Below are 17,075 nucleotides of genomic sequence, written 5' to 3' on the forward strand. Positions count from 1 at the left end.
CTATTCATCAGGGTCTTTTTTGATGCCCCAGGCTAGCTTCATGTTTTGTTCATGTACGGGTTGGTAGGTTTGCCCCGGTGATTGGAGTAAAGCGCGGTGTACTTCTCAACGGAGAGGTACACCGCGTTTATGTTTCGCCAGCAACCCAAGGCCATATCTTCTAGAACCTACTACCTAAGGGCCGAGTGCATCTACTGCTATCTAGTTGACTAGAAAGTAACAAAAAAGGCCTCACCATCTGGTGAGGCCTTTTTTGTTTGGCAGTAGTGACAAGTTTATTCAGCAACTATCACCGCACGACCTAACTTCTTCGAGAAAGCAAGCCGACGCTCCCGTCCTTCCGATGCGGTGTAGTCAAACCCGATAGAGCGGGTATCTTCTTTCACGGAGCTCCACGATTGTACATCTACATTCTCAGGCTGCGCGGAAGTGCGTGGTATGGCAGGCTGCACAAACCGGTCGGTAGCAAAAAAGGAATTCATGCCCTGCAGAATGGCAATTTCCTTGTCGCGGACAGTAGCGGCTCGTGGGTCGGCTAGGTCACGCTCGTTTATAAGCGCAGTAGCGGGCATCACTTCCTTGCGCAAGGTGTCGCCGGTACTACGCACGATGATGAAGTACGCCTGCGCCGTGGCAATCTTTGGCCCGCGCAACTGCAGAATAAAATTGTCCTTCGTCTTGGCGTTGGAGAAGTAATGGGTGGTATTCACTGTGCGCAGCACCGTGCGTTCCGAAACCCGATTGCGGCTACCTTCTGGGGAGGGAGAAAATATCTGCTGGGAGTTCTTGGAGTTCCCCACTTCCCGCTCCGTGTTGATGCAGGAACTGGTATACAGCAGTAACAGAGCGCAGGTGGTGGGGAGGACAAGCTTTTTCATTGTTGGACAGTCGACCATCTTCTAATCAGTTCGGCAAATTACAAAACCTCCGATAGCCTTTTCGGATGAAGAGGTCGGCCTAGCCATTTTTATACCAGAACAGCGGGCAAGAGCCCTGTACCGTAAAAAACAACTGGAGGTTATGTGAGAATCTATGTGGGCTGGTGTGGTAGTCTCTGTGCTGACTCTATGTAAAAACCAGCCACCACAACACCCGCTTTTTTTACGATTATTTACGCGTCAAATGCATTTACTGTTCTTAAAACTGCCGTGGTTTCACGGTATTATGCGGCTTCCAATACTGTTTTTTTGCCTTACCTCCTCAGCTTTATATTATATCAAGCTCTAATCCTATTACTACGCGGGGTAGCTCGGGATAGAACGTGCGGGCGCTGGGCGTGAAAGTGTGCGTGAGCCGGTAGCGGCCTACTGCCACCAAACGACCCGAGCCTAAGCGCGCACCCACTGTCAGGGGCCACCGCTCCAAATAGTCCAATCCCCGCTCATTTACTATAGTCCGCTTCGCCCTATTGCTGCCGCCTCTGTCCTGGTAGGTGTGCAAGGTACCAAAAACCCAACCAGCTCCAGCCGTCAGATCCAGATAGCGCCCAACTACGTTGCCCCGGCGCCCGAAGTTTAGGCGCATATATGGCTCCAGTACTGCCTGCTGAATCACCAGATTTTCGGAGTGATGAGTGGTAGCGTTAGGCAGCACTTTCTGGGCGTTTTGCACCAAGGCATAGTTTAGACGCACGTAACGTACATCAAACCCCACGGCAGCCTGCTGTGAAAGGCGGAATTTATACCGCATTCCGGCAAATAGCTCCGCAGAGCTAAAACTACGCAACTCGGCTCCCGAATTCTTAGAGCGCCCTACCACGGGAGCATACCCTACATAGGCATGCTGAAAAAAAGCTCGGTTAGGGCCCGTGCGCGTTTCTACCGTATCAAAACGCGTTACGGAGCGGAGCAGCACACGCTGGGCCTGGGCAACTGAGGCCGTCAAGCTACTCAAAAGCACCGCTGCCAACAGGATGCGCGCGAAAGACTTCATCCTCATGGAGCAGGGTATGATTGGGTGTAGCCGCGGTAGTGCACGCGTAGCACGTCACCGGGCTGTAGGCGTTCCAAGGATAAGCGCAGAATTACCCGCTGGCTTACTTCTACTACTTCGTAGCGGCGCAGTACGCCCCGCTTGTTTACGATATGCCAGTACAGGTATTCTGGCGGAGCTGCCGCCGTGGCAATGGGAGTAGGATCAGCCGGGTCTTCTTCATTAGGCGTAGTAGGAAGGCCTTCTTCCCGCCCAAGCTTACCAGGGTCGGCGGGTGGCGTAACGGACGCGGCAGAATCGGCGTAGAGTGGTAGCAGGCGAGCGGGCACGCGGGCCGCTTCGGGCCGGATGATAACGGCCAGCATGGAATCCTTTTGCTCCACAAAATCAAACGTGGCCGCCGGCGCTGGAACTGGCTGGGTAAAGGCTGCTGCCCGAGGGATGCCGTACCCGTGGGCATAGTCAAAATAAGGATACAAGCTAGCTCCGCTTTGCAAACGGCGGAACAGCTCCATCACGGGCAAGTTCCGATTCTGTTGCAGCACACAGGCAGCAAAACCGGCTACCAACGGACTAGCAAACGAAGTTCCCTGGGTGTGCACGTAACCACCAGGAGCAGCTGCTACCACCGTTCCGAAGGCCACCACGTTGGGCTTGAGGCGCTTATCAGCAGTGGGCCCATAGCTACTGAAATCGATGTGCAGGAAAGTATCGGGGTCAATGCCTCCTACGGCTAGTACGGAGTCGCCATCGGCGGGGGTCCCCACCGTGCGCCAATGCCTGTCATCGCCATCATTACCAGCCGCGTTTACCACCAAGATACCTTTGCGCACCGCTAGTTCGGCAGCCCGTGCAATTAGGCTAGTGCGGCCGTTCATTTGCTCGGGGAAGTAGCGCCGGGTAGTATAGCCCAAGGAGGAGTTGATGATATCGGCCCCGTTTTGGTCTGCCCACTCGGCGGCGGCTAGCCAAGCAAATTCCTCTGCGTACCGTTCCCGGTACATCTGCTCCGTGCGGGCCAGTAGAAATTCGGCTTGCGGGGCCAGCCCTAGGTAGGTGCTATCAGGCAGGCGCCCTGCAATACACGACAGTACCTCGGTTCCGTGCGAGCCTCCCTGGTATACATTAGGCGTGTGCCGTAGGAAGTCATACGTTTGCACAATGCCCTTCCGACGGCGAATATGGGCAAATGCACGATGATGATCGGCGGAGTTGAAGCCCACGTCGAAGATAGCAATCCGCACTCCTTGCCCATCCAAATGGTTGCGCTGGAAATCGTTGCTCCCGAGACTAGTCGTCTGACGGCGCGCCAACTGTCGGTCAGCTGCTGACAAGTACATTGAGCCTTCGGCTACGGCGGAGGCAGCTTTGCTAGCAGGTAGCAAAGCAGGAGTGCTTAGTTCTTCCACAGCCAGTACGCCCGGCAACCGACGCAGCGCAGCGGCCTGCGCCGAAGAAGCTCGGCAAGCCACCCCGTTAAGCCAGCGACTCACATAGAATATACTGTCCGCAGAGGCTCGTACCTGCGCCACGTAGTCGGGACGAACAGGGTAGTCGGTACTGTCAGCGGCGGGCAGGTGCTGGCGGCGGCGGCGGGCCTGAGCTTCCGGGGTAAAGTAGTGGCTGGGGGAAAAGCGTTGGCCGGCTTTATCCCGAAAGGTTACCCAGTAGCGAACTGGCGTGGGCCCCGCAGTGGCGCCTATTCCACTGCCTCCCCATAGCGCCAACAGGGCTACTGCCTTCAAAACGTAAGAATAGAAACGCAAGCGAAAAACTGTAATTCGGAATTATTCTCTAGCAGCTACCAAGGTACAACAAACCCAGCGGTACCCCATACCCTGCGCTGGTTTTTGCTAAGCCACACTTCCTACCCACAAACTGCCAGCCTATTATAATACATGCTACGCTTTTTACTACCTACTTATATGGTATAACATTCTTAAAATTTCATATCACTCATATCAATTCTAATTATGCAATCGATTTCATCAATCTTAACTTCGTTGGAAGAACTTGCTGCATTATAGAATATGCTTATTGATAAGTGCTGCACTACTAATAGATTTTTCCTATACAATGTTTATACACCGAAAGTATGCTTGAAACCTTCCGAGCCCTGTCAATATACTATCAGCTTTCTTACTTATGCATAATTTAACAGCTAGAGGTGCATATGCAGTACATTATAGATCAGCAGGATGCAGCAATAAAATTATACAAAGGAATCAGTGATTTACAGCTGCAATAACCAAGCATAGAAAGCGCGCCCACTCATTGCGCACTAAGCAACCGGGCGCATCACGGTGATTAATACACTCCTGATCAATCATTGCACAAACAACTTATAAACCTGATAAGCTTCGGCGAGCTGCCCACTAAAAGAAATAGAAAGCAGCAAGATGATGCTAGGAAGAAGCCTATAGGAACCGGGCGCTACAAGTGTGGTAAATACATAGAAACAACAACCTGCTTTTTAAGCTGATTTTACCGACTAGATCATATATTCCGCCCATATCCATTACCTCCAGTAGCTGATGCATTACCGTATGCATAAGCCCTAACAATTACGCGAGCTTATCTTCACAGGTGGCCAAGCTAGTTTATTAGTTAGTTCAACCACATCTATTCGCCTCAGACCTTGCTACAGCTTGGCACACGCGCAGAATTGATTGCTTATAATATTCTAACAAATATCGTTTACTTGCTATATTTATCCACTACCAGATTGTTGTACTGAGCATTCAAACGCATGAGTAGTTAAAGAAAAATTCCTTATTAGCTGCTAAGAGCCCACAATTATTTTATGCAGAGCACTAACTTACCTCACGCGGTTGCGTAAACTTGATTGTATTTATCTTCATGCTGCATTCTTATTTTTCCTACCAGGAACGTTAATGTTCTTGTTAGGCTACTCCAAAAAACGCAGGGCATGGATAAATATATTTGCAGCAAATAAAAAAATACATCAATTTTGGTTCGCACTACAAAATTCTCACAATAAGAATACTCATGGCAGCTCCTGACCTTAACAAACTACAGCAAATTCTAGCCAGCGCCGAAGATAACGAAGCCGTTATCACCCAAATTCGTAAAAGCTTCGCCAAAGTAAACGAGTTGCTTTCCGAAATCAATACCATGCTGGAGCCCGGCTATCGCATCGAAAAAAAGGAGCGTAAGCCACGTGCTACTAGCAGCACCGGTAAGCGCCCTGGCCGCCCGAAGAAAAACGCCAGCGCTGAATAATTCAGCCTTGTTATGTACAAAAGAAAGCCCCGCTACTAATTAGTAGCGGGGCTTTCTTTTGTATCCTTAGCCAGATTACAGACCGTATTTGCTGATTAAATACACAAGGGAAGCCATGCTCGCTCCACCAAGCTCTAATTCGCGGCGGTTTACTTTATCGAATGTGTCGGCGGCCGTGTGGTGAATATCGAAGTAACGCTGAGAGTCGCATTCGTAGCCAATGAGGGCTTTGGCCTGCCCTTTTAGAGGCCCAATATCGGTGCCGGCATGACCCGCCGAAAAATCAGCGCTGCCGTAGCTGTGAAACAGGGGCTGCCACTGCTGCAGACGCCGTACCGTGGCTTCGGGGGCCTCCACGTTGAACCCCCGGGGCGTGAAGCCACCACCGTCCGACTCCATAGCGGCTATGTGCTTCTCGTTGGCTGCTTTGGCTAGCTCCGCATATTTGTTGCCACCGCGGGTGCCGTTTTCTTCGTTCATAAACAGCACGGCCCGCACCGTACGCTCTGGCCGGAGTCCCGTGGCTTTCAGCAGGCGAAGTACCTCAATGCTTTGTACGCAACCAGTACCGTCGTCGTGAGCCCCCTGGGCTAGGTCCCAAGAATCAAGATGACCACCAACGGTGATGATTTCATCGGGGTACTTAGAGCCCTTTATTTCGCCCACCACGTTGTAGCTTTTCACCTCGGGCAAGGTCTGACAGGCCATTTCCAGCTCCACCGTTAGGCCAGCGTCAGCTTTGAGCAGTTGGCTAAGCTCATCGGCACTATTGGTGCTGAGCGCGGCGCCCGGCACTTTGGTTACCTGGTTATCGTAGGCCATGGTACCCGTGTGGGGAAAATCGTCGTGGGCCAGGGTGAGGCTGCGCACTAAGGCTCCTACGGCCCCACGCTTGGCCGCCTCAATGGCACCGCTGCGGCGCTGGTCGCCGGCCTCGCCGTAGGCCCGGCCGGTTTCTACGTACAACGGGTTCATTGGCCGGTTGAAGAACACAAACTTACCCTTTACCTTTTCATCGGGCAGGGCTGCTAGCTCCTGCATGCTACGCACTTCTACCACCTGTGCTCTCAGCTTGCCATTGGTGCCTACTGAGCCGCCCAGAGCGCAAACATTTAGGGTTAGCCCTTTGCCCTTGTTGCCCTTCACGGTGGCTTTTTCCTTGGCCCCACGTACCCAGTGCGGTACCATTACTTCTTGCAAGTACACCCGGTCTACCCCCATTTTTTCCAGGGTGATTTTGCCCCACTGCACAGCTTTCTCGGCCTCGGGTGAGCCACTTAGTCGGCCCCCAATGGTGCCCGTGAGTTCTCGCAGGTTTTCGTAGCTCTGCCCGCGAGCCAGCGCCTCATCGTAGATTTTGCGGATGGCTAAGGAGTCGATTTTGGTTGCGCCCGTTTGGGCGGTGGCAGTTCCGGCAGCACCGAGCAGAACCAGAGCACCTACGGTTAGGCGGCGGAGAGATGTACGCATATGGCAGGAGAGAAATGACAAAAGAAAGCCGCCCATCGGCCTGCAAAGGAAGATGGACGGCTAAAAGTAGCAGGAAATGTGAGCTAGGTTGCAGGCGGGCTCAGTTAGTGCTTAGCACCGTAATGCTCCGCCACGGCCGTAGCGGGCCCTGCTGCACTCCCTGGAATAGTGACTTTCAACAGATAATCATACGTGTCGTCGCCAATGCTGGCTACGGGACGAGCGGCGCCAAAAGCTTCTACAGTTTCGAGAATGGTATTGGAATGCCCAACAATGAGCACTGCTTGGCCGCGAAAGTCGCGCTTGATGCGTTCCGCCAGCGCTGGGAGCTGCTTGGCATCATAATTTTCAATAGGTAGCCCGTAACGCTCAGCCAGGGGTTGCGCCGTAGCTCGCGTGCGGCCAGTATTTGTACTGAAAATACCCCTGATTCTGGGGCGGGAAGCCAGACGCTTACGCAATGCCAAGGCCCGCGCCTGCCCAACCGGCGTGAGGGCGGGGTCAGGTAAGTTAGGGGTCAGATCCTTCTCAGCATGGCGCACAATATATACAACCGTGTCGGGGGCACTGGTGTAGCGCTGCCCTGCCTTCGGGCCGAAAGCAGTACCCAGAATAAGCACAGTGAGCAGCCACAGCACAGGGCGTGAAAGTTTGTTCATGAAAAAAAGTATCAGGTAGGCGTGTAATGATACAATGGGAAAGGCTCCTTAGCGACGAGGCTTCTCCGCCTTACAAGCTCAGGATTTGTTTCAGCTCCGCGGCGCTTACGGTAAGCAGCCCTACCTTGGGTAGGCGCTCCGTAAGGGTACGCCAGTTGGGGTCTTGCTTGAAAATAGGCTGCAAAAGCTTCATGGCCTGGGGCACCTGCTGCTTGTTGGCAAGGCTGATGGCGTGCCAGTACTTCATTTCCAGGTTCTGAGGAAAAAGCTTCTCGGCTGCTTCATACTCGCGAATAGCACCGGGCACGTCATTTTTCTCCACGGCTAGGTCGCCAGCGTTCATGTGCTCGTAGGCGCGGTGCAGACGCAGAAGGCGACTTAGCTCCTTTAATGGGTCGGCGGCATCGTCTACCCGCAGGTCAATTGCACGATCTTCCCAAACGCCGGCCCCAGGCTTGCCCCGCACAACCAGTAGCGCCGCCGATTGTCGGCCCCGAACGTCGCCGCCAGCAGCCTGGGCCGCATCCAACGCCGACACGACACGCTCGGCGAAAGGCAGCTTGGCATTTTGCTCGTAGGCGCTGGCCATGGCTGCCGGCACCTTGTTGGTGAGCATCATATTGGCTTGTACCGAGAACTGCGGCCCTTGCTGATGGCCGGCCATATCAATGCACTTAGCACCGGTGTGGGTAGCCACCCGGCCCTGGTTGTCGATGACGGCTACTTGGCGCACCTCGCGGCTTTCGTCGGTGCGGAGCAATTCATCCAGCGTTTCTTGGGCCGACTTGCCACTCTTCAGTAGGGCTAAGCCACGAGGACCAAACGACTTGTTGGTGAAGGATTGGGTAGCAACGGCCCCTACCCCAGCCTCGGCCCAGCTTACGGACGTGCCCACCGAAAACCAATGGCTTTGCACAGCCACGGCCATATCACCAGTTTGGGGGTCGCGGGCCACAATGGAAAAGGTGTGGGCCAGTGGATCAGTTTGGGTGTATACCTGGGCCGTAGAGGTACGGACGAAGCCCAGCAAAGCAAGAGGTAGCAGGGCGCGGCGAAGAAGTTGTGGTAACATCATAGCAAGGTTCAGAGCAGCCAAGATACGCAGTGTGCTCAACCCGAAATAGACGCTGCTTTATTTCTCCTGGTAGGTGAGGCTGCCGCAGATGATGGGTATCTACCTACCTTACCAGTCTGTCAGCCTCTACACCTATGCCTTCTCCTGTTCCGCCCGCCATTGAAGCCCGCGGCCTCACCAAGCACTACGGCCGTCATACGGTGGTGCAAGACGTATCCTTTACGCTAGCGGCGGGCGAAACGCTGGTATTGCTGGGCCCTAGTGGCTGCGGCAAAACGACGCTGCTGCGCATGCTTAATCGCCTAGTGGAGCCAGACACTGGGGCGGTGTACATACAGGGCCAAGACGTGCGCAGCCAAGCGGCCCCGGCGCTGCGCAGGGGCATTGGCTACGTCATCCAGCAAGTAGGCCTCCTGCCCCACTACACGGTAGGCGATAACATTGCCGTAGTGCCGCGTCTCCTGGGCCATCCCGCGGCCCAGGTGGCAGCCCGCACCGAGGCTCTACTTGCCCGCCTACACCTGCCTCCGGAGCGCTACGCCGCGCAGTACCCACACCAGCTTTCTGGGGGGCAACAGCAACGGGTGGGTTTGGCCCGTGCCCTGGCCGCCGACCCACCCATCATCCTGCTCGACGAACCCTTTGGTGCCCTGGACCCCATCACGCGCGCCAGCGTGCGGCGCGACTTCCGGGAGTTAGAGGAACTGCGTCGCAAAACTGTGGTGCTCGTTACGCACGACGTAACTGAAGCCTTCGAACTAGCCGACCGAATCATGCTGCTTGATGCAGGCAAGGTGCAGCAGTTGGGCACGCCCCGGGAGTTGCTCTTCCAACCTGCCAACGACTTCGTACGACAGTTCTTTGAAGCCGAGCAACTTGCCTTACAGCTCCGCACCCTGCAGGTATGTGACGTAATGGCAGACGCGGTTTTTAATCATGAATCACTATCCATACCAAACTATAAATCAGACAGTAACACCATATCACCTATTGCAAGCATTCAAGATGCAATTGCGCTATTGAGCACAGCTGATGCTACCGTTTCGGGTAGTACGGCGCCTGCCTTGGTATGGGTAACACCTCTGCCCGAGCAGCCTGAGACTGGTCCTGTTCCTTTCTCTTTACCAACCCTGATGACGGCCTTTGGGCGGACCATTCAACGCCTGCGCACCTCCTAAACTATGCTTACCGAACTCTTTACTTTCTGGCAAGCACAGGCCGGCAAATTGGGTGAGCAAACCCTTCAGCACATTGGTCTCACGGCGGCTTCTCTGCTGCTGGGCGTAGTGATTGGTGTGCCCTTGGGGCTGCTGCTCACGCGGCGGCCGCGGCTGGCACCGTGGGTACTGGGCACCGCGGGCGTCTTCCAAACCATTCCTAGTATTGCCTTGCTTGGCTTTCTGATTCCAGTCATCGGCATTGGGTGGAAGCCCGCCATTCTTGCACTGTTTCTGTACTCCCTGCTGCCCATTATTCGCAACACGGTGGCGGGCGTGCAGGGCGTAGATGCGGCTGTGGTAGACGCGGCTCGGGGACTAGGTTTTACGGATACACAGGTGCTAACTCAGGTGGAGCTGCCGCTGGCCTTGCCGGTGCTGCTGGCCGGTATTCGCACGGCGGCCGTTATCAATGTAGGGGTGGCCACCCTGGCCGCCTACATTGCTGCGGGCGGCCTCGGTGAGTTCATTTTTGGTGGCATTGCGTTGAACAAGCCCGCCATGATTTTAGCCGGAGCCATTCCGGCGGCTGTGTTGGCTTTGCTGTTTGATGGGGTCCTGGGCTGGCTCGCCCGCAAGCCTACCCGCCAGCTTATGCGTACGGGCCAAGTGTTGCTACTGATGCTCCCGCTCCTAGCAGGGTTGCTGCTCGTTCCTCGGGCTACCAGCCGACTGCTGGCGGGGTTCAGTCCTGAGTTTGTGGGCCGGGCCGATGGCCTGCCGGGCCTACGCCAGAAGTATGGCCTCAAGCCCGCCTCCGTGGTGCTGGCCCCGGCGCTGGTGTACGAAGCAGCCCGCCACGGCGACGTAGACGTTATCGACGGGTATTCTACCGACGGCCGCATCCGTGCTTACGACTTGCGCGTGCTACACGACGACCAGCGCGCCTTCCCGCCCTACCAGGCCGTACCCGTAGTGCGCCAGCAAGTACTACGCCAGCACCCCGAACTAACCGCCGTGCTAGCTCGCCTCAACGGGCAGATTTCCGACTCGGTAATGACCGAATTAAACTACCGCGTCGATTACCGACACGAAACGCCGCGCGCCGTAGCCCAGGATTTTCTGCGTCAGCGGGGACTCTGGCACGAGCCCCAACCGGTACGGGGCGCTACTATCCGGCTGGGTTCCAAAATCTTTGCCGAGCAATACATTCTCATTGAGATGTACGCGGCCCTTATTCGTGGCTATACCGATTTGGATGTAGCTACCAAAACTGGCCTGGGCGGCACCAGCATTTGCTTCGAGGCGCTGCGTAATGGCGACATCGACTTGTATCCAGAATACACAGGCACGGGGTTGCTGGTGATTCTGCAGCCCCCAGCCGCTACCCTCGATTCGGTAGGCAGCGCCTCGCCGGCCGTGCTGGGCTACGTGCGTCAGGAGTTTCGCAGGCGCTACGGCTTGGAGTGGCTGGCTCCTATTGGCTTCAACAATACTTACGCCCTCCTGATGCGCCGCCAACAGGCCCAGCAGCTTGGTATTGCTTCTATTACCGAACTGGGCGCCTTTCTGCGGCACTAATCTACCACCTGATCAGGCGGTTGTACACGCGCGCTAGCCAGGGCTGGGGTACCCGCAGGCGGTAGAGCAGGCAGAGGAAAGCAAAAATGCTTTGCAGCCGGAACACCCCATTTTCCAGGTATTTGCGGGCGGAGGTAACCACTGCCTGCGGCAGCACCCGAAAGGCGCCGTGCCGTCGCAGTCGGGTCACAATTTCCTGATCTTCCAGCAGCAGCAACTCTTCCCGGAAGCCTCCCGCTTGCAAAAACACCTCCCGGCGGGTAAACAAGCTTTGGTCGCCGAACCGGAAGGCATCCACATCGAAGCGCGTAAACCAAGCATTGGCCCGCAGAAACCAGTGGGGATGATCGAAGCGCAAGCGGAAGCAGCCGCTACCGGCCCCAGTGGCTAGGGCTTGCCTGATGGCGGGTAGAAAGTTGGCTGGGGGGTAGGTATCGGCGTGCAGGAAGTACAGAATGTGCCCCTGGGCGGCAGCGGCGCCAGCATTTAACTGCGCGGCACGCCCCTTCTGGTTCAGCACCAGCACGCGGCCCCCTGCCTGCCGGGCTACCTCGGCGGTTGCATCAGGGCTGTTCGCATCAACTACCAGCAGTTCTACCCCTCCAGCTGGGCCCGCACTGGCACTCAAATAGCGGAGCAAAGCCCCAATACCAGCGGCCTCCTTGTAGGTGGGAATAATAATACTGACTAGTTCCGGCGGCATCCGGGTGCAGGGCGTGGGGTTGAACTGAGGATTGAACTGTAAGCAGAGTAACGAAGCCAGGCGCTCAAGGATGCAGCAAGGCTTCCGATTCGCCCCGCGCCTACCCCGGCTTCACCGAGAGAACCGACTGGTTTGGCACCCTGGTACGCACTCTTCATTCACTCTTCACGCCTGTCGTGCGTATGTTGGGGCATCATTCGTTACGGTTTCTCTTATGCACGTGCTCATTGTCGAAGACGAAAAAAGCCTCCACCAGGAGGTACGTCAGTTCCTGCTGCAGTCCCAATACCTTGTCGATTCGGCGTATACCTACGCCGAGGCTTCCGAGAAGATCTTCGTGAATAGCTATGATTTCGTGCTGCTAGACCTGGGCTTGCCCGATGGCGACGGCCTGGACCTGCTGCGCGAAGCCCGCCAGAACGATGCCCAGGAAGCCTCCTTTATCATCCTGACGGCCCGTGGCGCCCTCGACGACCGAATTCGGGGCCTGGACTTGGGAGCCGACGACTACTTGCCCAAACCATTTTCCTTACTTGAACTTCAAAGCCGCATGCAGGCCATCATGCGGCGCAAGTTTGGGCTGAAGCGCCAAGAGCTGGACTTCGGCAACGGCTTTCAGCTTGATGCGACCGGACGCACCCTGCGTTACCAAGGCCAGGACGTGTCCCTAACCAAGAAGGAGTTCGACTTACTCCACTACCTACTCCTGCACAAGAACCGGGTGCTCACGCGCTTGCAACTGGGGGAGCACCTGTGGGGCAACGTGCTGGAAGACGACTCCGACTCTAACTACATTGACGTACACATCAAGAATATCCGCAAGAAACTGGGGCAATTCGCACCCACCGATTTTCTGGAAACGGTGCGCGGTATAGGGTACCGGGTAACTGAAGCGGGCTAACGGCCATGCGCTTAGAAGCCAAGCTCGCCCTGTTTAATGCCTTGTCGAAGCTGCTGCTCGTGCTGCTGGGGGCCGTCGTGATTCCGCCGGTAGTTAGCCGGGTGGCCGTAGCGCATACCGACGAGCGCCTGCACGAAAAGCAGGCCGAGGTCATGCAGCTCATCCGGCGCAACGGCATATCGGCATTCGTGCAAGGCGAGGCCTACGCCGATTATAACATTCTCAAGCAGGAATATATCAGCTTGGGTCCGCTGTCGGCGGCGGCCCGTTCGGAGGCCAGTCCGCGCATCTTCGACGAGCCCCGGCAGGTAGACAATGATATTGAAGACTTCCGCATTCTGAGCTACCACTTCACCATCAAGGGCCGCCCCTACCGTCTGGAAATCGGCTCGTCCTTGGCCACGGTGGAGCTACTGACGGATACGTTGCGCCGCATGGCCTTGTGGGTCCTCGTCATTGGCGCCGCCATCACCATTTTCACCGACGCCGCCTTTGCCCACTACCTACTGCGGCCTCTGCGCCAGCTCATTACCCGCAAGCTACAAGGGGTTCACCACCCTTCCGCCTTTTCCTACACGCCGCTTGATACGGCTACGACCGATTTTCGCCGCCTCGATAACGACCTGAACACGATGATGCGCAAGATTCAGTCGGCCTTCGAGAAAGAGCGGGAATTTATGTCCAATGTGTCGCACGAGTTGCTAACTCCGGTGAGCATTCTGCAGTCGAGGTTCGAGAATATGTTGCAAGACCCGGAGCTTAGCCACGCTCACTCGCTCAAAATTGTGGAGTCGCAGAAGACGCTGTACCGCCTGCGCAACACGGTAAAAACACTACTTCTAATTGCTAACATTGAAAACGAACAGTACCTGCGCGACGAGGCCGTATCGGTGGCTACGGTGCTGGCCGAAGTAACCAACGAGTTGGAAGACCGCCTGACCCAGCGGGAGCTGAAGCTGCTGGAAGACTTGCGCCCCGACTACGTACTGCCCCAGGCTAACCGCACGCTGCTGTTCACGCTACTGTTCAACTTGGTCAGCAATGCTATCAAGTACAACAAATGGGGCGGCAGCATAACCATTACCGGCCGGCCGGAGGGGAGCGGCTACCGCCTGGCCGTAACGGATACGGGCCCGGGTATTGCGCCTGAGCACCTCCCCCACCTGTTCGACCGGTTTCGGCGGTTTCAGGCGGGGGCAGCGGCCCCGGAAGGCTACGGCCTGGGGCTACCCATTGCCAAAACCATTGCCGAGTTTCACAAGGCTGATTTGACGGTAGAATCTGAGGTAGGCAAGGGCACTACGTTTGCGCTGCGGTTTCCCTAGCAATGCAGCGAGTAAGCACGACTATACGGGAAAAGTTTACGTATATGGTTCATATCTCCCACCTCTTTTTTCCTTGTAGTATGAAAAAGCTGCTCGTTCTGCTAAGCTTCTCCCTTGCCACGATGGGCGCCCAGGCCCAGGCTGTTCAACAAAAGACAACCACTACCAGCACGCAATCCTCGGCGGCAGGCACTACCCGGACCACCGCGCGCACCCACAACGTGGCTACCCCCAGTGGCAACTACCACTCTTCAACCCGCACGCAAACCAAAACGACGCCGGCCCCCGCTACCAAAAAAACGGCCACTCGCCGCACTACTGCTACCCAGCGCGTCAGCCAGTAGTAGATTCACCCGGCCTTCATGCGAGGCAAAGTAGATTTGATAACTACCCTTTCTACTCCTCGCAATGAAAAAGCTGTTGCTTGCGGCACTCGTGTTGGCCGCCTTGGTGGTGTTGCTGTGGCGCGGGCACCAGCCTTCTACGCTACCCCACCCTTTGGCATCGGTGCCCATCATCCGAAAGCATGTTCCGGAGCCTCACAAGCATGTTTCGGAGGTGCCCGGTTTTCCCGAACACCAGCCGCTTCACTCCCATCATTCTCCCCGTTACTAAATACCTCACCACAACAAACCGCCCCGGCTACTACTAGTCGGGGCGGTTTGTTGTGGTGAGATGGAGCCACTTATCCGAGGCCCTCCGCCGACTCACCGGGCTCGGGCGTGGCGCTGCCCACGTGGGGCGCTGGCTTAGCAGCAGGCTCGGCCACGGGAGTACTCCGTAGCTGCCAGGAAGTGTTCATGTCGCGCAGGGCATGATGAGCTGTGAGGTCAAACTGGCAGGGCACAATGGAAATGTAGTTGTTCGCTAGGGCCCACTCATCGGTATCGGTACCATTATCCAGGTTCACAAACTCCCCAATCAACCAGTAGTACGGGCGACGGTGAGGGTCGTGGCGCAGATCAAACTCCTCCTGCCATTTCGCGCGGGCCTGCCGACAGATTTTAGCCCCTACAATGGGCGTTTCGGAATTCTTGGGAATGTTGACGTTCAGAGCCGTACCGGCCGGGATACCGTGCTCCAGGGCCTGACGCGTGAGGTGCTCAATCCAGCCCTCGGTGTGGGAGAAATCCGCGTCGTGGCCGTACTCGCACAAGGAAAAGCCAATGGCTGGCAGTCCTTCGATGGCCGCCTCAATGGCCGCCGACATAGTGCCGGAGTACAACACATTCACGGAAGAGTTGGAGCCATGGTTGATGCCTGACACTACCAAATCGGGGTTGCGGTCCTTCAGTACGTAGTGTTTGGCCAGCTTCACGCAATCGGCGGGGGTGCCGCTGCATTCGTAGGCTTCGATACCGGGAAAGATGGTGCTGGCATCGAGGCGCAGGGGATGGCCAATGGTGATGGCGTGGCCCATACCCGACTGCGGGGAATTGGGCGCTACCACGACTACCTCGCCGATACGAGCCATGACGCGGACGAGGGTAGCAATGCCGGGGGCAGTAATGCCGTCGTCGTTGGAGATAAGAATGAGCGGTTTGCGGGCTTCGGCAGACACGGGCAACTAGGCTAGAGGTGAACAGGAAAGGATGGTAAAGGTACGCAACCTACGTGCCGACGGTCAATTACGATTCGATTACGCGTGGGCGCCTCTTCCGAGCGCCTACCTTAACAACCTGTCTTGTGGCTGCGTATGGAGAGGATGCTGAACCGTTTCTTGCCCTTTTTGCCGGCCCTGGCTGCCACCGTGCTAAGTGCTGCTTTCAGCGCCTGCGACTCCCGCAGCGCCACCGATACCGGCTCGCCACCCTTTGTGCCGGAGAATGGGGCCACGGACCCCGCCGCCGTCGAGCCAGGTGCTGCGGCCGTAGCCAAGGTGCCTGGCGTTCCATCTCCCTTGGCGGGCGCCCCCGTTCCCGACTCTCTTCATCTGCTCAGCCCTGGCCAAGCCGGCCGTTTGCGCCTGGGCATGCGGGAAGAGCAGATTAAAAAGGTAGTGCCCGCCAGCTTGCTACGCGCCACTACCTACACCGATAATGGCAAGCAACTGCCCGCCTACGAGATGCGCGACGCCCAGCAACCAACCGCGCCGCCCACCATTCTTCACCTCATTGGCGACTCTAGCGCTGGGTTTCGCCTGCGCCGCATTCGTATCTACGATTCGCAGTACCGCACGGCCGAGGGCATTGGGGTAGGTTCGCCGTTTGGTGCGGCTCGTCAGAACCTTGGCCTCACGCGGGTGCGCCCCACCCCGGCCGGTTTCGCCGCCGTATCGGGGGAGGTCAAGATGGCCTGGGTAATTGACCCTAACTCTCTGCCAGCCAAGCACCCCGAGGAAATGAACTCAGCTGATATTCCGCCCGCGGCTCGCATTACCGGCGTGTTGCTTTACCAGTAAGGTTTCGCCCCGACTTGTTGGGCAACCGCATATTTCTGGTACTTTGCCAACGCAAGCTGCACACTACAGCCCTGTATTCCTTTCTTGTTCTGCCCGGCCTTTCCCTGCTTTGCCTATGGCTTTGTTTGAAAACCGCTACCGCACGCATGATCTTGGCTTGCTCCTGCTACGCGTGGGCATTGGGTTTATGTTCACCTTGCATGGCTACCCCAAGCTCATCGGCGGAATGGAAACCTGGACCCAGGTTGGAGGTGCCATGAAGGTGATAGGCGTGAGCATAGCCCCAGCTTTCTGGGGGTTTTTGGCGGCCGCAGCCGAAGCCGTGGGCGGGCAACTGCTCGCCATTGGCTTGTTTTTCCGCCTTACCTGTGCGCTGCTCCTGGCCACCATGCTCCTAGCCACTCTTCAGCACCTGAGTACCGGAGACGGCTTTGCGGCTTACTCTCACGCCCTGGAATCGGCCTTTTTATTTTTAGGGTTGCTTTTTACGGGTCCTGGTAAGTATAGCGTCGACCAGTTGATCTTCCCGCCGCGTCGCCGGCTGTATTAGCCTACTTATTCATGGCTTGCGGCGGTCCTGACTGGATAGTTAGTAGGACGCTTCCCCTTTTCTGCCTTTTCTTTGTCA

Annotated in this window: 17 protein-coding genes; 9 read left to right on the forward strand and 8 right to left on the reverse strand. The window is 56.4% G+C overall.

The window, feature by feature from the left end:
- Nucleotides 1-275 precede the first annotated feature (275 nt).
- The 3 genes from CHB83_RS01695 to CHB83_RS01705 all read right to left on the reverse strand — a co-directional run bounded on the left by CHB83_RS01695 (nucleotide 276) and on the right by CHB83_RS01705 (nucleotide 3,698).
- Nucleotides 276-878, reverse strand: coding sequence for a hypothetical protein (locus tag CHB83_RS01695; RefSeq protein WP_045688012.1), 603 nt, complete (start codon nucleotides 876-878; stop codon nucleotides 276-278).
- Nucleotides 879-1,206: 328 nt separating this feature from the next.
- Nucleotides 1,207-1,932 carry a hypothetical protein gene (locus tag CHB83_RS01700; RefSeq protein ID WP_045688013.1) on the reverse strand — a complete coding sequence of 242 codons (726 nt, stop codon included), beginning with the start codon at nucleotides 1,930-1,932 and terminating at the stop codon, nucleotides 1,207-1,209.
- Nucleotides 1,933-1,934: 2 nt separating this feature from the next.
- Entirely contained in the window at nucleotides 1,935-3,698 is a 1,764-nt protein-coding gene (locus CHB83_RS01705; RefSeq protein WP_179225426.1) for a S8 family serine peptidase, read from the reverse strand.
- A 1,243-nt stretch (nucleotides 3,699-4,941) separates the two neighbouring features.
- On the opposite strand from CHB83_RS01705, the gene CHB83_RS01710 reads away from it, so the two are divergent.
- Entirely contained in the window at nucleotides 4,942-5,175 is a 234-nt protein-coding gene (locus CHB83_RS01710; RefSeq protein ID WP_055562410.1) for a hypothetical protein, read from the forward strand.
- Between the two features lie 75 nt (nucleotides 5,176-5,250).
- On the opposite strand, the gene CHB83_RS01715 is transcribed toward CHB83_RS01710, so the two are convergent.
- The 3 genes from CHB83_RS01715 to CHB83_RS01725 form a co-directional block, all read right to left on the reverse strand.
- Nucleotides 5,251-6,645: a M20/M25/M40 family metallo-hydrolase gene (locus CHB83_RS01715; protein WP_179225427.1), complete on the reverse strand. Its 1,395-nt coding sequence runs from the start codon at nucleotides 6,643-6,645 to the stop codon at nucleotides 5,251-5,253.
- Nucleotides 6,646-6,749: 104 nt separating this feature from the next.
- Nucleotides 6,750-7,304 (reverse strand): histidine phosphatase family protein, encoded by a 555-nt coding sequence (locus tag CHB83_RS01720; RefSeq protein WP_089331459.1) that lies wholly within the window; start codon nucleotides 7,302-7,304, stop codon nucleotides 6,750-6,752.
- A 70-nt stretch (nucleotides 7,305-7,374) separates the two neighbouring features.
- Nucleotides 7,375-8,379 carry a DUF1028 domain-containing protein gene (locus CHB83_RS01725; RefSeq protein ID WP_317044766.1) on the reverse strand — a complete coding sequence of 335 codons (1,005 nt, stop codon included), beginning with the start codon at nucleotides 8,377-8,379 and terminating at the stop codon, nucleotides 7,375-7,377.
- Between the two features lie 134 nt (nucleotides 8,380-8,513).
- On the opposite strand from CHB83_RS01725, the gene CHB83_RS01730 reads away from it, so the two are divergent.
- The gene (locus CHB83_RS01730) at nucleotides 8,514-9,557 is read left to right on the forward strand and encodes an ABC transporter ATP-binding protein (protein WP_089331460.1); all 1,044 of its coding nucleotides are present in this window, start codon (nucleotides 8,514-8,516) and stop codon (nucleotides 9,555-9,557) included.
- Between the two features lie 3 nt (nucleotides 9,558-9,560).
- Nucleotides 9,561-11,117: an ABC transporter permease/substrate-binding protein gene (locus CHB83_RS01735; protein WP_089331461.1), complete on the forward strand. Its 1,557-nt coding sequence runs from the start codon at nucleotides 9,561-9,563 to the stop codon at nucleotides 11,115-11,117.
- Nucleotide 11,118: 1 nt separating this feature from the next.
- Here the strand turns inward: CHB83_RS01735 and CHB83_RS01740 are convergent, their stop codons facing one another.
- Nucleotides 11,119-11,820 (reverse strand): TIGR04283 family arsenosugar biosynthesis glycosyltransferase, encoded by a 702-nt coding sequence (locus tag CHB83_RS01740; protein WP_089331462.1) that lies wholly within the window; start codon nucleotides 11,818-11,820, stop codon nucleotides 11,119-11,121.
- A gap of 214 nt (nucleotides 11,821-12,034) precedes the next feature.
- On the opposite strand from CHB83_RS01740, the gene CHB83_RS01745 reads away from it, so the two are divergent.
- The 4 genes from CHB83_RS01745 (at nucleotide 12,035) to CHB83_RS01760 (ending at nucleotide 14,661) form a co-directional block, all read left to right on the forward strand.
- On the forward strand, nucleotides 12,035-12,721 hold the full coding sequence (locus tag CHB83_RS01745) for a response regulator transcription factor (protein ID WP_045689305.1): 687 nt from the start codon (nucleotides 12,035-12,037) through the stop codon (nucleotides 12,719-12,721).
- 5 nt (nucleotides 12,722-12,726) lie between these two features.
- A complete protein-coding gene (locus CHB83_RS01750; protein WP_089331463.1) occupies nucleotides 12,727-14,046 on the forward strand; it encodes a sensor histidine kinase in 1,320 nt (439 codons plus the stop codon).
- 80 nt (nucleotides 14,047-14,126) lie between these two features.
- Nucleotides 14,127-14,390 carry a hypothetical protein gene (locus CHB83_RS01755; RefSeq protein WP_089331464.1) on the forward strand — a complete coding sequence of 88 codons (264 nt, stop codon included), beginning with the start codon at nucleotides 14,127-14,129 and terminating at the stop codon, nucleotides 14,388-14,390.
- Nucleotides 14,391-14,454: 64 nt separating this feature from the next.
- A complete protein-coding gene (locus CHB83_RS01760) occupies nucleotides 14,455-14,661 on the forward strand; it encodes a hypothetical protein (protein WP_045689302.1) in 207 nt (68 codons plus the stop codon).
- A gap of 70 nt (nucleotides 14,662-14,731) precedes the next feature.
- On the opposite strand, the gene surE is transcribed toward CHB83_RS01760, so the two are convergent.
- Nucleotides 14,732-15,613 (reverse strand): 5'/3'-nucleotidase SurE, encoded by an 882-nt coding sequence (surE, locus tag CHB83_RS01765; protein WP_045689301.1) that lies wholly within the window; start codon nucleotides 15,611-15,613, stop codon nucleotides 14,732-14,734.
- 138 nt (nucleotides 15,614-15,751) lie between these two features.
- Between surE and CHB83_RS01770 the strand changes: the two genes are divergently transcribed.
- On the forward strand, nucleotides 15,752-16,447 hold the full coding sequence (locus tag CHB83_RS01770; RefSeq protein ID WP_089331465.1) for a hypothetical protein: 696 nt from the start codon (nucleotides 15,752-15,754) through the stop codon (nucleotides 16,445-16,447).
- A gap of 115 nt (nucleotides 16,448-16,562) precedes the next feature.
- Nucleotides 16,563-16,997 carry a DoxX family protein gene (locus CHB83_RS01775; RefSeq protein ID WP_089331466.1) on the forward strand — a complete coding sequence of 145 codons (435 nt, stop codon included), beginning with the start codon at nucleotides 16,563-16,565 and terminating at the stop codon, nucleotides 16,995-16,997.
- Nucleotides 16,998-17,075: the final 78 nt, after the last annotated feature.

It is taken from the genome of Hymenobacter mucosus (assembly GCF_900188255.1).
Taxonomy (GTDB): Bacteria; Bacteroidota; Bacteroidia; order Cytophagales; family Hymenobacteraceae; genus Hymenobacter; species Hymenobacter mucosus.

Excerpts from the sequence above, each read along its gene's own strand:
- CHB83_RS01710 (WP_055562410.1), top strand. The coding sequence starts at position 4,942 with ATGGCAGCTCCTGACCTTAACAAACTACAGCAAATTCTAGCCAGCGCC.
- CHB83_RS01735 (WP_089331461.1), top strand. The coding sequence starts at position 9,561 with ATGCTTACCGAACTCTTTACTTTCTGGCAAGCACAGGCCGGCAAATTG.
- CHB83_RS01715 (WP_179225427.1), bottom strand. The coding sequence starts at position 6,645 with ATGCGTACATCTCTCCGCCGCCTAACCGTAGGTGCTCTGGTTCTGCTC.
- CHB83_RS01725 (WP_317044766.1), bottom strand. The coding sequence starts at position 8,379 with ATGATGTTACCACAACTTCTTCGCCGCGCCCTGCTACCTCTTGCTTTG.
- CHB83_RS01745 (WP_045689305.1), top strand. The coding sequence starts at position 12,035 with ATGCACGTGCTCATTGTCGAAGACGAAAAAAGCCTCCACCAGGAGGTA.
- CHB83_RS01755 (WP_089331464.1), top strand. The coding sequence starts at position 14,127 with ATGAAAAAGCTGCTCGTTCTGCTAAGCTTCTCCCTTGCCACGATGGGC.
- CHB83_RS01760 (WP_045689302.1), top strand. The coding sequence starts at position 14,455 with ATGAAAAAGCTGTTGCTTGCGGCACTCGTGTTGGCCGCCTTGGTGGTG.
- CHB83_RS01700 (WP_045688013.1), bottom strand. The coding sequence starts at position 1,932 with ATGAAGTCTTTCGCGCGCATCCTGTTGGCAGCGGTGCTTTTGAGTAGC.
- CHB83_RS01730 (WP_089331460.1), top strand. The coding sequence starts at position 8,514 with ATGCCTTCTCCTGTTCCGCCCGCCATTGAAGCCCGCGGCCTCACCAAG.
- CHB83_RS01740 (WP_089331462.1), bottom strand. The coding sequence starts at position 11,820 with ATGCCGCCGGAACTAGTCAGTATTATTATTCCCACCTACAAGGAGGCC.
- CHB83_RS01720 (WP_089331459.1), bottom strand. The coding sequence starts at position 7,304 with ATGAACAAACTTTCACGCCCTGTGCTGTGGCTGCTCACTGTGCTTATT.
- CHB83_RS01750 (WP_089331463.1), top strand. The coding sequence starts at position 12,727 with ATGCGCTTAGAAGCCAAGCTCGCCCTGTTTAATGCCTTGTCGAAGCTG.
- CHB83_RS01770 (WP_089331465.1), top strand. The coding sequence starts at position 15,752 with ATGCTGAACCGTTTCTTGCCCTTTTTGCCGGCCCTGGCTGCCACCGTG.
- CHB83_RS01775 (WP_089331466.1), top strand. The coding sequence starts at position 16,563 with ATGGCTTTGTTTGAAAACCGCTACCGCACGCATGATCTTGGCTTGCTC.
- CHB83_RS01695 (WP_045688012.1), bottom strand. The coding sequence starts at position 878 with ATGAAAAAGCTTGTCCTCCCCACCACCTGCGCTCTGTTACTGCTGTAT.